This is a genomic window from Paenibacillus sp. NPDC055715 (assembly GCF_053617595.1).
Map to the genome: position 1 here is coordinate 213,304 of NZ_JBSHGA010000004.1, position 15,462 is coordinate 228,765.

Sequence of the window (15,462 nt, forward strand, 5' to 3'; positions counted from 1 at the left end):
CACAATTTAAATTGATTCGCGACTAAAGTACTGTAGGTCCGACGACAGAAACACCTAATCTGTATATACACCCTTAAACCTGCTTTGCCACATTGGAGTTACTGTAATACGGAAACGGGCTTTCAGTTCCTCCAGCAAGTCCGCACCTTCCCGGCTTCTCAGCTGATCCAGCGCTTCAATCGTCCATTCGTTCCGGCGTATATCGGATGCCAGCAGCAGATGCCGTTCTCCTGACCATTCGTCCTGAGTCACTACTCGAAGCAGTAATTGCCGTACGTTCGTCGTTCCATAAAAACTAAAGGCGGCAATCTCCGCCATATTTTGATAGATTTCAAGCGGGGCGGTTTCTTCCTTGGACAGCTTTACATCCAGAGTAAGGACTGAGTGTTCCCAGCTTACGCTGGCAATCGGTGTCGTCAAAGGAAGCTCCTTCAGCGTATCCACCAAATTGTCATCGGTCAGCAGCACCCGCTGTTGCGACGATATCGCCGCCTGTGTCTCACGAACAGCTGTAGTTCCCGAATCCAGCGCCTGTAGGGATGGCAGCAGTACAGCAGCGGCGGTGGTTATGAGAATCGAGCCACCTAGTACAATCCAAGGTTTCATCAGAGCCTCCCCTGACCCCTACCCGTTATGGGTTTTTGCTACGGTAAAGGTCCTCACTCTCATTGTACAACAAAAAAAAGCAGGCTATGCCTGCATTTTAATCCTCCGTATCCACGACTCCGTGTTTGGTCATCACAACGGCCTTGCCGCGAATTTTAATAGCAGAGGTATGATCGGTAAATTGAACAATCAGCACCTCACCCTTGTCCAATTTTTCTGAATGATGCAGGCGTGTATCCTGACCTCTTGTCAGACCAAAAACCTGGCATCCGTTGCTTTTTGCTTTAATCACAACGTACTCACTGCTACCCTTCACGTTATCTTCCATATCCATATCCCTCCTGAGAGCCGAAGCCATACTTTTTATGATGGAGAATCAAACTTGTTTTGTCAACCACATGCTTTTGGCGCTAACTGCAACAATTACCGCGTCCCGAGCCATACTATCCGTGCAGCCCCCGCTAACAAAAGGAGCAAATTGGATGAAGAACTATCGTCCCGTTAATCTGAGCCCTGCCCAAGTAGAGCGGCTTCAGCAACTGGAGCATGATTTTGCTGAGCTAACGGGTGAACCGCCGGTGCTGATCGCCTATGCCTCACGGAACGACAGAACCGCTTCCCCTCCTTCATCCCGCATTGCATCTGCTACGGAATAACAGGACAAAAAAGAAAAGGCCGTGAATCAAATTCACGGTCTTTCCAGCGCAATGGGAATATGTAAGAAATCTTATTTAATTCCGTCCTTGAGCGCTTTACCCGGTTTAAATGCCGGAATTTTGCTCGCAGGGATTTCGATTTCTTCTCCTGTTTGCGGGTTACGTCCTTTACGTGCAGAACGTTCACGAACCTCAAAGTTCCCAAAACCCACCAGTTGCACCTTGTCTCCGCTTTGCAGCGCTCCGGAGATCGCTTCGAATACAGCGTCAACGGCTTTAGTTACGTCCTTTTTGGACAATTCAGTGCTTTCGGAAACCTGATTGATCAAATCCGTTTTATTCATAATATTCACCTCCCAATTCAAATGTAGTCCAGCATTAAGGTTATCGGTGTTGTTGAACCGATATGAAGTCGCCTGTATAAAATAACCCGGGCGGTATGCCTTCCATAATGTTATCATCTGTTTCCGTTTCGCCGTTAAATATACATAGAATATACCTAACCTCCGCAATATAGAGACAATATCGCCGAAACTGGCGTTTTATGGCACCCTTCTTGCGTGGAACAAGGTTTATAGTAATACAGTCCACAGACAATTTCAAGTACGGCGACAGTTTAACACATAAAAAGTGACGGCCAGCGCGAGCACCAGCACAACTCCTTTAACGATTTTATGGGTAAAATACGGCACATTCATCCTAGTCAGGAAGTTCACCAATACCCCGATCAGAACCGCCCCGATCAACGTACCCATGGCACTCAGTTTACCCGCTCCAAAGACCGAAAAGCCGACAAAAACCTCCGCTAACAGAAGCAAAATAACCGAAATCGGGATACCCAGCCATTAAGGGAAGCAACGACTTCGTTACCGTTCGTACGTTCTTTGCGACGACTGATAAAACCCAGTACACTCAACTTGCCCAATAACGAAGGCTAAGGTTTCGTTCCACCGTCTCTTCGATGAATACACCTTACTTGCGCCGTTCCTCAGGTATGGATACAATCCCTTGAACTATCGCGTCCGCAGGCTCCCTCAGACGAATGGAGCGGCCTTTGAAGACCAGTTCCCCCTTATCGAGTTTATCGACGCCTGTAAGAAGCCGGGACAGCTCCGTTTTGCCGCACCGACCAAACCTACGATAGACAAAATTTCCCCGCGTCTGACCTGCAAATCGACACCGTGAACCCGTAATCCCTTGTGAAGCCCTTTGGCTTCCAACACCGTTTCACCGATAGGAACATCCGTTTTCGGAAATTCCTCCTCAAATGTTTTACCAAGCATATGCGTAACGCATCAACGTACTTTTACCGGCTCCATTTGCGCCCAGCAGAGCGTGAATCTGACCTCCATGCACCGTAAAATCCACGGACCGCAGCGCATCCACACCAGCAAACTGTTTGCTGATTTTCTTCATTTCCAGTGTATACACTTTTGAACTCATGGTACCTCCCTCACACCTGCTTACGATAAAAGCGCACCTTGTGCTTTATCCTAAAGTTTATTTGGCCGTCTCATATTCTTTCATCCAATCCTTGTAACCTTGCTCGCTTTGGCCCCATCCCTTTACATATTGAGACAGCTCGGAGGTAGAAATTTGCTTATCCGGCAATACTTCACGCTTTATATAGACCGCCTTCACAATACCACTTGCTCCTCCGGGTTGTCCCCGTGCAGCTTCTGGTATGTATAGCGCACTTGTACGCGCTGTCGGATCTACAGCCGCCGAAGCTACCCAAGGATTTTTCTGGTCCTGAATCATTTGCAGATCCTTGTCACTCATAGCAATACCGTAGACTTTAATTTCCCTGCGCCCAGCTTGCTGGATGGCGCGTGCTGCACCTTTGGCAAATTCATCCCACACTGCTGTAATTTCACCCTCAGGGTAAACTTCCTCTTCCACGCCCTGAACATACTGCCGCGAGAACATGCCAGTGTTAAACTCCATAATTAATGCAACTCGTTTGCCTTTTAATTTTAAATGGTCTGCTTTTGCATCTGTTGTGTTCGATCCTGTACTACTTATCCTTTGAGCACCGCTCTCTGTTTTCGGCGCGCCACATGCAGTGACCAGCAAAACCAGTACCAGTAGTATCATAGTCCCTAGTCCTAGCTTCTTATTTTTTTGAAAATTCATGTTTCGTTTCCCCTCGATCTTTCAACAAAATGATTCAAATTTGATACTAAAGATGTCGCGTTAAACCAAATATGTAAATGGGTTTTATGAATATAAAAATATTTTCCGATCACATACTACAAAATACGACAATTGAACATAAAAATAACGCAAAGAGCGGATAGCTCTCTGCGTTATTTTTTATTACATGATTTTCATTTAATTACACTTAAAGGATAATTGCAATCAAACCGCCTGAGCCTTCGTTAATAATGCGGCCCAACGTTTCCTGAAGCTTGTAGCGTGCATTGTCCGGCATCATTGCGATCTTGCCCTGAATGCCTTCACGGACAATAGAATGCAGCGACCGGCCGAAAATGTCCGACTCCCAAATTTTAATCGGGTCATTTTCAAAATCCTGCATCAGATAGCGCACAAGTTCCTCACTTTGCTTCTCTGTCCCGATAATCGGAGCAAATTCCGATTCCACATCGACTCGAATCATGTGAATGGAAGGCGCTGTGGCCTTGAGCCGCACACCAAACCTCGTGCCCTGACGAATTAGCTGCGGTTCATCCAGTGCCATCTCAGCCAGCGACGGAGCAGCAATGCCGTATCCGGTCGTCTTGACCATTTCCAATGCCTCGGCGAAGCGGTCATATTCCCGTTTGGCATGGGCAAAATCCTGCATCATTTGTAGCAGATGATCCTTGCCGCGAATCTCTACCCCGACCACCTCGACCAAAATCTGATCGTACAGCTCATCCGGTGCGAACAGATCAATTTCCGCCACACCCTGACCCATATTCATCCCGCTCAGACCGGCCCTGTCGATGAATTCATACTCCATAAACTGGCCGACCACCCGGTCTACATCACGCAGGCGTCGAATGTCTTTTACCGTATCGCGGACGGAGTTCTCATAATTGCTGCGCAGCCAGTGATCTTCATTCAACACCATAACCCAGCTCGGCAGGTTCACATTCACCTCATGCACTGGGAATTCATATAATACTTCACGAAGCACGCCTGTAACATCATCTTCTGTCATCGTAGCCGCACTGAGCGTCATGACAGGAATATCATACTTGGCCGCCAACTCACTGCGAAGTTGCAGTGTTTCATCGCTGCGTGGATGCGTGGAATTGATGACCAGCACAAACGGCTTGCCTACTTCTTTCAACTCCTCAATGACTCGCTCTTCCGACTCTACATAAGAGCTACGCGGGATTTCCGCAATCGTGCCGTCTGTCGTGACGACAACACCGAGCGTCGAATGCTCCTGAATGACCTTGCGCGTGCCAATCTCCGCCGCTTCCTGAAACGGAATCGGTTCTTCAAACCATGGCGTGGAGATCATCCGCGGACCATTTTCATCCTCGTACCCCTTCGCACCCTCTACTGCGTATCCTACACAGTCGACCAGACGGACATTCACATCCAGTCCTTCCGTTACTTTGATCTGGACAGCATTATTCGGTACGAATTTAGGCTCCGTCGTCATGATCGTTTTCCCTGCCGCACTTTGTGGCAGCTCATCTACGGCGCGGGCACGGTCCGCCTCACTTGTAATGTTCGGCAGAACAATTGTCTCCATGAACCGCTTGATAAAAGTTGATTTACCTGTTCGGACTGCGCCGACGACCCCAAGATAAATATCTCCTCCGGTGCGTTCGGCAATGTCTTTAAAAATGTCCACTTTCTCCAATGAAATCCCCTCCTCAAAAGTCTCCGAAGGAAAAATGCTTAATGAGCATCCGCTTCGTGTTCAACCAACTGCTTGATCCCAGATGCGGCAGAACAGCCTTTAAAATGCCCGGAAGTCGTCCGCCGCCGAGGTCAGGAGACTGATGGAATCGGCGAAACGGCGTAAACTCGTACATGCATTTGGACTGATACCATCATATGTATCCCCTCCGTAAAATATGTTCAGGTTTTTGAAAAAATAGAGTTCATCACAGCGATCACTGCAAAAAAAATATTTTACGTTTGGGTCCACTCACCTAATATATGCGTAGCGGGGTTTCCCCATGACTTCGACGCTAGATTTATGATAAAAAAAGGATGTCTCTCTGACTCTCTACGCCAACTCGTACCCATATTAAGAACACTTTTTCGCATGTTCACTTAGGGGTATAAATTTCATAGTCGTCGGATAACATCCTTTATTTCTTATTCTTTTGAATTTAAGCTTTACCACAGTTCGTCTTCCTGTGCCTGACGCTCAAGCTGTCGCCGAACAGCCGCCTTGAGCTTATCCTCCGGTATCGTCACCTCAACATCACTCTCGGCGCGGGCCTGACAGGACAAGCGGATGCCTTCTTCCAGCAATGGTCCTAGCTTGCGGCGCTCTGCATTACTTGGCTGGCCTGCGTGTACAGCCCATTTCTGTGAAATATGCACCTTGCACATGAGACAGGCCGCTTTTCCATCACAACGGGTTGGAATATACACGTTCGCTTTACGTGCGGCCTGAAGCAATGTCGTGCTTTGATCGACCTGTACGCGCCTGCCCGACGGCTTAAACGTAATATGCACATCCATGAACAGTCCTCCATTCTTTTAGCAACCACAAACCTGCCAATTACGGCCTCATTCAGCTTCTGGAATGCAACTCGGGCCAAGGCAAAAGCTCTTGCAGCTTACCCAGTTGGTCATCTGTCCAAATGTTGCTGATCAGCAGTTGATTCAGTACCGCTATATGTCGCTGCGGATCACGCTTCATGGCATCTGCTATCGCCTCATATCGGTCGGATCGATTTCGTAATAGATTAAATAGCAACTCATGACTGAGTGGCATCAGATGCAGTGAAGAGCGCCCCAGATCAAGCCAGATTCCAGCCGACCATAGCAACCGTTCGACCTCCAATCGATACAAAGCTCCATCACACAGCACCTCGAAACCACCCACAAGCTCAACTGGAAATCCCTCCAGTTCATAATGGCTCAGCAATGAAACGTACGAGCCACTACGATCTACCTGCTGTCGGTCGATCATTATACCCGGTGATTTCGCATGGAGCTGCTTCGCTGCGTGAATATCTGCGTAAATATCAATATCTCGAGGCAGTCGATCCAGCTCAACCTCCTGTACAAGCAGCGAACAGCTTCCTCCCAGCATCCACGGAACAGCAACGGATGCCCAGCCGTCAGCCAAGCTGCTCAGCGCAGCCGTCAGCTCGTGAGACAGCTTGTTCAATCGCACCGAAGGTATAGCCTCCATCACATTATTTCCTCCCTTTCAGTCCATCATCCCGTTTCCTGTCGGGCACCATTATATCATGTTATGTATGGCAGTTCGACATTTTATGCATAAGAGAGCAAACGAGAATCTGCTGCAATATATGAAAAAAACCGTGAACCTGTCCGGTTCACGGAGATTAGAACCAGCCGGTAAACGGCCGGATTTTTATTTTTTCATCATCATTTTCATCAACGCTTCCATATTGGAGGTATTCATTCCGCTCTTTTTGACGGCACCAACAATATCCCTTATGGTATCTTCCGACACCGGAACGTTGGCCATCGCAGATACTTGTTTTATCAGTTGACGCAGCTGTGCTTCACTTTGAAGCGTGTCCGCCTTCACGGTGTCTGCCAACTTTTTCACCGCGTTTTCAGATATGTTTTTGCCACCTTTTTTGTTAATGGCCTTCAACGCATCTTTCGGAAAGTTTTTATTCACATTCTCCCCTCCTCCGCCATTGCTCAACTCAGTGTATGAATGGTGGAGGCCAAAGGTGATTAAGCTTACAAAAGACATGCCAAACGCCTAACTGAAAAAAGCTGTCTCAACCGTAGATAAAATCTACTTGCGAGACAGCCTTTTGTATGTTTTTATGGAAGCTAAGCCTTTATGAATTCCATTGTTCCCATGTTTGCAGAGGCATGACTTCCATTTCGGTTTTCGGGTCGCGCCCCATGAGTGCCTCGACGGCCTTGCGGACGTCACGCCCTTCAAATAGTACCCCGTATAGCACTTCCGTAATAGGCATCTGAACGCCCAACTTTTGCGAGATCGCATAGGCCGCCTTTGTTGTCCGAATGCCTTCTACCACCATACCCATAGATTCTAGCACATCATCCAACTTTTTCCCCTGTCCAAGCAGCGAGCCTGCACGCCAATTACGGCTGTGACGGCTCGTTGCGGTGACGACCAGATCGCCTATACCCGCAAGCCCGGCAAAGGTCAACGGATTGGCTCCCATTTCTACTCCGGCACGGGTAATCTCTGCCAACCCACGGGTCAGTAAAGCCGCTTTTGCATTATCACCGAAGCCTAATCCGTCCGACATCCCCGCTCCCAGAGCGATAATGTTCTTCAACGCTCCGGATAGCTCCACACCCAACAAATCCCGGTTCGTATATACACGGAAATAGGAGTTCATGAACAGCTCCTGTGCTGCCTGTGCTGCCTTCTCATTAGACGAGGCTACGACAACCGTCGTAGGGCATTTCCGGACCACTTCTTCCGCATGGCTCGGGCCGGACAGCACGGCAATATCACCCTCCGCGACCTCCAGCTCTTCTGAAATCACCGTGGACATACGTTTGAGTGTTTCCGTTTCAAAGCCTTTAATGGCATGCACAATGAGCATATCTTTGGTAAAGAATGCTTTCAGACTACGCGCCACCTGACGTGCAGCAGCGGAAGGAGCTACGATTATGACTGCTTTAGCACCGGACACCGCAACTTCCATATTGGTTGTAGCCATAATCCGTTCAGACAGGATGGAGCCAGGTAAATAACGGTCATTCGTATGATTCTCATTGATTTCAGCAGCTTGCTGTTCATTTCTCGTCCAGACAGAGACATCGTTGTTATTAGCCGCAAGGACGGAAGCTAGAGCTGTTCCCCAACTGCCCGCGACCAGCACAGCTATTTTCTCAGACAAGACGATCTCCTCCTTTGGAGCCAAGCTTGTTTTCTTTCCCCCGTACCAGCTTGGCAATGTTGGTACGATGTCTCCACACAGCAAACACACAAATAACCAGAGCCGTCCAGAAGAACGGCCAGTCATAACCAAGTACCAGCAAGATCCAAGGGGTCAAAATGACAAAAATCAGCGAGCCAAGGGATACATAGCGCGTAATTACGATTGCAAGAATCGAAATAATTCCGGCACACAATGCGGGAATTATTGCAATCGAGGCCAATACACCAATGGCGGTAGCAATACCCTTTCCTCCGCGAAAGTGGAAATATACCGGCCAGTTATGGCCTGCAATCGCCGCAATGCCACACAAACCTGGTAACCAAGTTGAATTTCCGCCAAGCCAATGCCCAATCAGCACCGCAACAATCCCTTTAAGTACGTCCAGCAGCAATACCAGTATGGCAGGGCCTTTTCCAAGCACACGCAGCGTATTCGTCGCGCCGGCATTGCCACTTCCATGCTGGCGAATGTCGATTCCTTTTAATTTTCCATATAGCAGACTGAAGCTGACAGAGCCAAGCAAGTAACTGAGTACGATGGCAATGATCTGTAAAATCAACCTATTCGCTCCTAACTTTCGTCAGACTTGCGCCGTGTAAAGATACGAATTGGAGTTCCCTCAAAGTTGAAGGCGGCGCGAATTTTGTTCTCCAGATAACGCTCGTAAGAGAAGTGCATCATTTCCGGATCATTGACGAATACAACCATCGTAGGCGGCTTAACAGCAACCTGAGTCACATAGTTAATACGCAGACGGCGTCCTTTGTCAGTTGGCGGAGGATTAATTGCAACCGCATCGGAAATAACATCGTTCAGCAAATGCGTCTGAATACGCAAGACATGCTGCTGCGCCACATGCTGGACAACAGGGAGCAGCTTTTGCAAGCGCTGCTTTGTTTTCGCAGACAAGAACACAATCGGAGCATAGGTCATGAACAGAAAGTGGTCGCGAATTTTAGTTTCAAATTGGCGCATCGTTTTATCGTCCTTGTCCACGACATCCCATTTGTTCACAACAAACAGCGAGGCTTTGCCCGCTTCATAAGCGTAACCTGCAATGTGCTTATCCTGCTCAATAATGCCTTCCTCACCGTTAATAACGACCAGCACGACATCTGCACGCTCAATAGCACGCATTGCACGCATCACACTATATTTTTCTGTCGTTTCATAGACTTTACCACGTTTACGCATACCCGCCGTATCGATCAGTACATACTTCTGACCGTCTTTTTCAAAAGGCGTATCAATTGCATCACGCGTTGTACCTGCAATGTCACTAACAATAACCCGTTCCTCTCCCAGGATGGCGTTAACGAGCGAGGATTTACCTACGTTCGGGCGGCCAATCAAGGCAACACGGATCACATCTTCATCATAAATGTCCTCTTCCAGCTCAGGCAAATTGGATGTGATCGCGTCCAACAGGTCACCAATACCTATACCGTGGCTACCGGAAATGGCAATGGGGTCGCCGAATCCATAGGAATAAAACTCATAAATCAGATCCGCACGTTCCAGATTGTCCACCTTGTTTACAGCCACAATAACAGGCTTGCCCGAACGATACAGCATTTGGGCTACCTCTTCATCAGATTGCGTAATCCCTGCCTTCGCATCACTCATAAATACAATCACATCTGCTTCTTCTATAGCTAGTTCGGCTTGCATCCGGATGGACTTCAAGATTTCATCTTCTCCATCAATCTCAATGCCGCCAGTATCAATAATACTGAAGGATTTACCGTTCCACTCCGATATTCCGTAAATACGGTCACGGGTGATTCCAGGCTTATCTTCCACTATGGATAAACGATCCCCGATAATCCGATTAAAAATGGTGGATTTACCCACATTCGGACGACCGACAATAGCCACAACGGGTCTTGCCATAAATTCACTCCTCCTGTCCATTCTTCCGCTATCATCATAGCAAAAAACATGCCTGTTAGCGATATTGTCACGTAACAACAATCGGCGAACCCTCTGGGTCCGCCGATGGTGTACGTTATGCTTATAAAGTGTATGGATTCAAACTCATTTAAATTTGTTCAGTTTATCGCCAAAACGTTCGCCAAGCGTAATGCTCAGACCGGAATTGTTCAAAGAAACGTTCGGATTGTTCAGTTCCTCACGAGGCGCGCGGGATGCACGTGGCGCTCTTTCTGCTCTTGGAGCAGCTTCTGGCGCTTCCTCAGTTTCTTTAATGCTCAGGCTAACACGTTTTTCAGTAGGACTCATTTCAAGAATTTTAACCTTTACTTCTTGTCCTTCTTCCAGAACTTCTTGTGGAGTTCCGATGTGTTTGTGGGAAATTTGGGAGATATGAACCAAACCTTCCACGCCAGGAGCGATTTCAACGAATGCACCGAAGTTAACCAGACGTTTAACAACGCCTGTTACAACGTCACCGTTGTTAAATTGTCCAGCAGCAGATTCCCAAGGACCAGGCTGTGCAGCTTTCATGCTCAGGCTGATTTTTCCTTTTTCAGGGTCCACTTTCAGGACTTTCACTTTTACTTGATCGCCTTCAGAAACCGCATCGGAAGGCTTGTCAACATGAGTCCAGGCAATTTCAGATACGTGAACCAAACCATCCACGCCACCTACGTCAACGAAAGCACCGAATTGAGTGAGACGTTGAACCGTACCCACGATTTCTTGTCCTTCTTTCAGCTCAGCCATTACTTTGAGCTTGTTGGCTTCGAATTCTGTTTCCAAAACGTCTTTTTGAGAAAGGATTACTTTGTTGTTCTCACGATCCAGCTCTTTCACGACAACACGCAATGTGCGGCCTTTGTAATCGCTGAAATCTTCAACGAAATGGCGTTCTACCATGGATGCAGGGATAAATCCGCGCAGACCCACGTCTACAACGATGCCGCCCTTAACGACATCATTAACAACCACTTCAAATACTTCTTTGCTTTCAAACAGCTGCTCCAGCTTTTCCCAAACATTTTCACTGTCGATTGCACGTTTGGACAGGACAAGTTTTTCTTTGCCGTCGTCGATGCTAATAATTCTAGCTTCAACCTCTTGGCCTACTTGTACTGCTTCTTCTGCGTTGTCCAAACCAGAAGATAACTCGCGAATTGGAATAATTCCATCGTATTTATATCCAATGCTTACTACCGCTTGGTTATCTTCCAATTTCACGATTGTACCTTTAACGGTGTCACCTTTTTTCAGGGAGACGATTTGATCGAGCTCGTCTTGGTTTGCCGCTTCAGCAGCTTCTTGATTTTTAATTTCTTCCGACATGTCAATACCCTCCTCAATTCAAAAAACCCATTTATTTAAACCTGCGCATGGCAGAGTTCAAAACATTGTTAAACTTCTGTTCTAGTTTCCCGAGATTAGACACAATTCATGCAAACCTTTCAGTTATTCGTAGGCTCGCCGGTTTCTCGCATTGTACGAATACGAGACATAATCTCTTCTGTTGCCAGCTCAAGCGGATCTCCTTCGATAACGGCGCCTTTTTGGTAAGCATCCAAATTAACAGGTTTGCCGTATATCACTTTCGTTTTACGGAAAAGCTTGTAATCACCAACAATGGCGACCGGAACGGCAGCCGCTCCACTACGCAGCGCAAAGCTGGCAGCACCCTTTTTACCGATTCCCCCGGCTCCTCTGGAGCCTTCGGGAAAAATCCCCATAACCTTGCCGTCACGCAAAATGGTCAAGGCCAGCTTAATGGATTCCTTGCTCACACCACCGCGTTTGACCGGAAAAGCTCCCAGCTTGTCGATCAACGGACCGAATACAGGAATATTAAATAGCTCGGCTTTCGCCATAAAGTGAACCTTTCGATCCAGCAAAATGCCAACTGTTGGAGGGTCCAGATTACTAATATGATTAGAACACAACAGTACTCCGCCCTCAGCAGGAACATTTTCCCTGCCTACCGCCTCAAGTCTGAACAGAAAGCGGTATATGAGACGCAAAATACGGACGCATACAGCATATATCATTGGCTGATCTCTCCATCCTTCGCCGTGGTGCAGTAAGATACAATGGTATCGACGACATCCTGAATGCCCATATGGGTCGTATCCAGCACGATAGCGTCGTCACTGCAACGAAGCGGGGATACCTCCCTCTCCTCATCAAGCTTGTCACGCGCCGCAATATCACGTTCGAGCTGCTCCAGAGTGATATCATCAGTTCCGCTCAGTTCTTTAAACCGGCGAGAGGCACGTTCTTGAACACTTGCGGTCATAAACACCTTGACTTCCGCATCAGGAAGCACAGTGGTTCCAATATCGCGACCATCCATAACGACACCTTTACGCGCGGCCATTTCACGCTGGTTTTCAGTCAAACGCGAACGTAACCCCGCAATACTCGAATACTGTGACACCTTGCCTGTCACTTCCATCGAACGAATCACTGTCGTTACATCTTCCCCGTTACAATAAACCTTTTGGCCTGTAGGGTCCGGTACTAATTCAATCACCAGCTCAGGCACATATTGAAGCACTTTTTGTATATTTTCCGCTGGAATTTCCTTGTGCATCATGTACCACGTTGCTGCCCGATACATCGCTCCGGTATCTACATAAACATAAGAAAGTGCTTTCGCTACCAAGCGGGCCACCGTACTTTTCCCTGCACCAGCAGGTCCATCTATGGCTACATTTATTTTATTACTTGAAAATACATGCTGCCTTACCAACAGGTAATTCCTCCTAACCTAACCTCAAGAAAAAAGCAGGCATTGCCTGCGACGTGAAAATTATACCACACATTCAGAGTTGATGCAAAATGAACGGCAGGTTAGCAAAAAAAGAAAACCTTCGGATGTTTGCTATCTCCCCCGGAATTCCAATTGACGCTCAAAGCAATATTTGATAAGCTTTTGACGCTCCTGATCAGCAATTTTCTCATATTTCAGCATGATCAACTTGCGACCGTTTTCCATTTGTTGAATACGTATAATTTCGGATTGGAACTGGACATGCTCCTGAGTTCCATTTTTATACGGGATCAGAATCCAGCAGGACAATGATTCACCTTCTTCCAGGTGATGTGATCCTTGAGTCTGGAAAGAAACACCTCCACCTCCCACATCATGCGTCTCTGCTACAAACCTTGATTCATTTGATCCATACTTTACCGCTATTTCCAGGTTGGCCTGAACTCGGAGAAAATTTCGACGTTGATTTTTGCTGATGCTGTCTGGGGCAGGCTTGTGAATACGGACCATCCGGAGCACGTCCTCTTTAAAGCCGGTAACGTGGGTATTGAAGTAGTTTTTTATCCCACCTTCGCTCATAAAAAATATCGACAGTTCTTCTCCCAAAAACAGTTTTTTCAGATGCCCACTCGTTTGAGACATGGGTACTTCCATTAGAAAGTTCCGAGACTCCTCTTCCGCAATACGCGACTTAAATTCAAAATGTTCATCCGTATGATCGGTACCAGCCACTTGTATGTATAGCACATCATTAATTGTAGGAAACAAACCGTCCACCATCCTTGTCCACTTAAAAGCTGCAATAAGGTGTATAATACCACGACTTTGTGCCTGTTTTAAGCATTATATTTGTTATAACCATGTCAAAAGCACAAAAAACCTCCTTAATAAAGGAGGTTTAGCGTGACTAATGGTTCATTTTTACGTATTTACTCAATTTACAGTTAAACATGATTTGCAGGAGTTGGTTCGTCCGAATCTTTAACTTGCTCAATCGTTTCTTCCATCCCCGTATCAGCGTTAATGTAGATTCGGTAAATGGAACCGTTGATTTTTCCGCCAAATTCGTAGCACAGAACCTCTTTGGACAGTTCATTTTCAATCAGTGCTTTCCGGTGATACGTTTCACGAAACTCAGGGTTCAACTTCGCACGTGCTGCCTTCACATCCAGCTTAGCCTTCGGTATACGGCGGAGATGGTTGTGCTCGTACACGTAGTCACTCGACTGAAAACCGATCACTTGTCCGTTATCGAGGCCGGATCTAACTGTGATTTTTTCTGGATAGATGATCACATCCCCTTTTTGGGTGGCGAATGTGATGTTGGCTAAATTTCCACTTTCATCATAAGAAACAGGCTTCATCCCCGGATATCCCTTATGTTGGAGATATTCACTGGCATGGCGGACCGCCTCATTGCGAGTTGATTTTTTCGGCCCAACTGTTCTCATATCGTGGTAAGAAATAAGCTTGCCGCCTTTTTTGGTGTAATCCATGGTGGCTACAGGCTTCTGTTTGTTATACAGGATAGCTGTATAAGACGCCCATTCCGTTCCTTTACCATTTTCATGGACACGGATTTGACTTTCCGGTTTCCCTGTAAATTCAGCTGCATTTCGCTTAATTTGCTCCGCGTTCACAGCAGGAAGACTCAGCTTCTTCACAGAACGCTTATCATAGATGCTAGCCACGGATGGTCCCCAATCCAGTTCCTTGTAGTTCTCCACCTTTTTGTCGACGGTTTGGAAGCCGTCAATAATGGTATTGTCCTTAGGCCCGGTCTGGGAGCCTGGCGCTGTATCGACATCCATCCAACGCAAATTTTTACTGAGGACTTTCTGCCGGACTTCGTGCATATTTTTCGAAATTTCTCTGGAATTAGTGTATAAGGTTTTCAAATTTGATAATTCTTTCTCATTCAAAGGCTCGTGATCCAAATCACGGACAGATGTCTGATACGCAAATGCAGATAGATGTGACAACAGATCCTTGGCATGATTAAAAGGCATCACATTGAGCGGCAACTGGTTGACCTCATTTTGGGCCTCGCTCGTAATTCTCCACACATTCATCAGACATTTGCGATGCATAGCGTGTGACGTGTTGTGAACTGCAATAGCGTTCCCAAGTTGTGAATGCAACTGATCCATATGAAACGACAAATCATGAAACGCACGCTGATATTGATTTTCCGCTTTAATCGACATACTGTTTGCCTGAAGAGACATCTCTTTTCTCATCTGGCTTTCCCGATAACCCCACACAAATGCTCCTATCATAACCAGGGTAACAATCGGAAACATTACGGCACTAAGTCGTCTATACATATTGGGAGTCTCCTTTCTTAAAGTACACTACCGATAGTGTGACAAGAAGAATGCTCTCTTATGCATGGTTTTCCATAACTTCGATAATAAACTCACAGTTATCGCAGATACAGCGCTTA

Annotated in this window: 17 protein-coding genes and 3 pseudogenes; 1 reads left to right on the forward strand and 19 read right to left on the reverse strand. The window is 46.9% G+C overall.

Annotated elements, in window-relative coordinates:
- Positions 1–54 precede the first annotated feature (54 nt).
- Complete coding sequence (locus ACWGOO_RS09470) at positions 55–606, reverse strand: hypothetical protein (RefSeq protein WP_452482781.1); 552 nt, start codon at positions 604–606, stop codon at positions 55–57.
- A gap of 97 nt (positions 607–703) precedes the next feature.
- Positions 704–934 carry a trp RNA-binding attenuation protein MtrB gene (mtrB, locus tag ACWGOO_RS09475; protein WP_354452766.1) on the reverse strand — a complete coding sequence of 77 codons (231 nt, stop codon included), beginning with the start codon at positions 932–934 and terminating at the stop codon, positions 704–706.
- A 154-nt stretch (positions 935–1,088) separates the two neighbouring features.
- Between mtrB and ACWGOO_RS09480 the strand changes: the two genes are divergently transcribed.
- A complete protein-coding gene (locus ACWGOO_RS09480; protein ID WP_452482784.1) occupies positions 1,089–1,262 on the forward strand; it encodes a hypothetical protein in 174 nt (57 codons plus the stop codon).
- A gap of 71 nt (positions 1,263–1,333) precedes the next feature.
- Here ACWGOO_RS09480 and ACWGOO_RS09485 read toward each other — a convergent pair whose 3' ends face one another.
- The 17 genes and pseudogenes from ACWGOO_RS09485 to ypeB all read right to left on the reverse strand — a co-directional run bounded on the left by ACWGOO_RS09485 (position 1,334) and on the right by ypeB (position 15,343).
- Positions 1,334–1,606, reverse strand: a complete 273-nt coding sequence (locus ACWGOO_RS09485; RefSeq protein ID WP_137063469.1) for an HU family DNA-binding protein — start codon at positions 1,604–1,606, stop codon at positions 1,334–1,336.
- Positions 1,607–1,861: 255 nt separating this feature from the next.
- Positions 1,862–2,068 (reverse strand): annotated as a pseudogene (locus ACWGOO_RS09490) (ABC transporter permease); the annotation flags it as partial.
- A 41-nt stretch (positions 2,069–2,109) separates the two neighbouring features.
- Positions 2,110–2,705, reverse strand: a pseudogene (locus tag ACWGOO_RS09495) (ATP-binding cassette domain-containing protein); the annotation flags it as partial.
- A gap of 57 nt (positions 2,706–2,762) precedes the next feature.
- Positions 2,763–3,398: pseudogene (locus tag ACWGOO_RS09500) on the reverse strand (hypothetical protein).
- A gap of 208 nt (positions 3,399–3,606) precedes the next feature.
- Positions 3,607–5,085 carry a stage IV sporulation protein A gene (gene spoIVA, locus ACWGOO_RS09505; RefSeq protein ID WP_137063472.1) on the reverse strand — a complete coding sequence of 493 codons (1,479 nt, stop codon included), beginning with the start codon at positions 5,083–5,085 and terminating at the stop codon, positions 3,607–3,609.
- Positions 5,086–5,098: 13 nt separating this feature from the next.
- Positions 5,099–5,260: a hypothetical protein gene (locus ACWGOO_RS09510; protein ID WP_452482786.1), complete on the reverse strand. Its 162-nt coding sequence runs from the start codon at positions 5,258–5,260 to the stop codon at positions 5,099–5,101.
- Between the two features lie 310 nt (positions 5,261–5,570).
- The gene (locus ACWGOO_RS09515) at positions 5,571–5,921 is read right to left on the reverse strand and encodes a 2Fe-2S iron-sulfur cluster-binding protein (protein ID WP_452482788.1); all 351 of its coding nucleotides are present in this window, start codon (positions 5,919–5,921) and stop codon (positions 5,571–5,573) included.
- Positions 5,922–5,973: 52 nt separating this feature from the next.
- Positions 5,974–6,600 (reverse strand): hypothetical protein, encoded by a 627-nt coding sequence (locus ACWGOO_RS09520; protein WP_452483001.1) that lies wholly within the window; start codon positions 6,598–6,600, stop codon positions 5,974–5,976.
- A gap of 186 nt (positions 6,601–6,786) precedes the next feature.
- Positions 6,787–7,062, reverse strand: a complete 276-nt coding sequence (locus tag ACWGOO_RS09525; RefSeq protein WP_452482790.1) for a stage VI sporulation protein F — start codon at positions 7,060–7,062, stop codon at positions 6,787–6,789.
- A gap of 169 nt (positions 7,063–7,231) precedes the next feature.
- A complete protein-coding gene (locus ACWGOO_RS09530; RefSeq protein ID WP_452482792.1) occupies positions 7,232–8,272 on the reverse strand; it encodes an NAD(P)H-dependent glycerol-3-phosphate dehydrogenase in 1,041 nt (346 codons plus the stop codon).
- On the reverse strand, positions 8,265–8,873 hold the full coding sequence (plsY, locus tag ACWGOO_RS09535; RefSeq protein ID WP_452482794.1) for a glycerol-3-phosphate 1-O-acyltransferase PlsY: 609 nt from the start codon (positions 8,871–8,873) through the stop codon (positions 8,265–8,267). Before plsY ends, ACWGOO_RS09530 begins: the two co-directional genes overlap by 8 nt.
- Before the next feature lie 11 nt (positions 8,874–8,884).
- Positions 8,885–10,207, reverse strand: a complete 1,323-nt coding sequence (der, locus tag ACWGOO_RS09540) for a ribosome biogenesis GTPase Der (RefSeq protein ID WP_025682256.1) — start codon at positions 10,205–10,207, stop codon at positions 8,885–8,887.
- A 144-nt stretch (positions 10,208–10,351) separates the two neighbouring features.
- Positions 10,352–11,578 carry a 30S ribosomal protein S1 gene (gene rpsA, locus ACWGOO_RS09545; protein ID WP_452482797.1) on the reverse strand — a complete coding sequence of 409 codons (1,227 nt, stop codon included), beginning with the start codon at positions 11,576–11,578 and terminating at the stop codon, positions 10,352–10,354.
- A gap of 119 nt (positions 11,579–11,697) precedes the next feature.
- Positions 11,698–12,291 carry a lysophospholipid acyltransferase family protein gene (locus ACWGOO_RS09550; RefSeq protein ID WP_452482799.1) on the reverse strand — a complete coding sequence of 198 codons (594 nt, stop codon included), beginning with the start codon at positions 12,289–12,291 and terminating at the stop codon, positions 11,698–11,700.
- Entirely contained in the window at positions 12,288–12,995 is a 708-nt protein-coding gene (gene cmk / locus ACWGOO_RS09555) for a (d)CMP kinase (protein WP_452482800.1), read from the reverse strand. The genes ACWGOO_RS09550 and cmk overlap by 4 nt, the downstream gene beginning before the upstream one ends.
- A gap of 132 nt (positions 12,996–13,127) precedes the next feature.
- A complete protein-coding gene (locus ACWGOO_RS09560; RefSeq protein WP_452482801.1) occupies positions 13,128–13,784 on the reverse strand; it encodes a flagellar brake protein in 657 nt (218 codons plus the stop codon).
- A gap of 176 nt (positions 13,785–13,960) precedes the next feature.
- Positions 13,961–15,343, reverse strand: coding sequence for a germination protein YpeB (gene ypeB / locus ACWGOO_RS09565; RefSeq protein ID WP_452482803.1), 1,383 nt, complete (start codon positions 15,341–15,343; stop codon positions 13,961–13,963).
- Between the last annotated feature and the right edge of the window lie 119 nt (positions 15,344–15,462).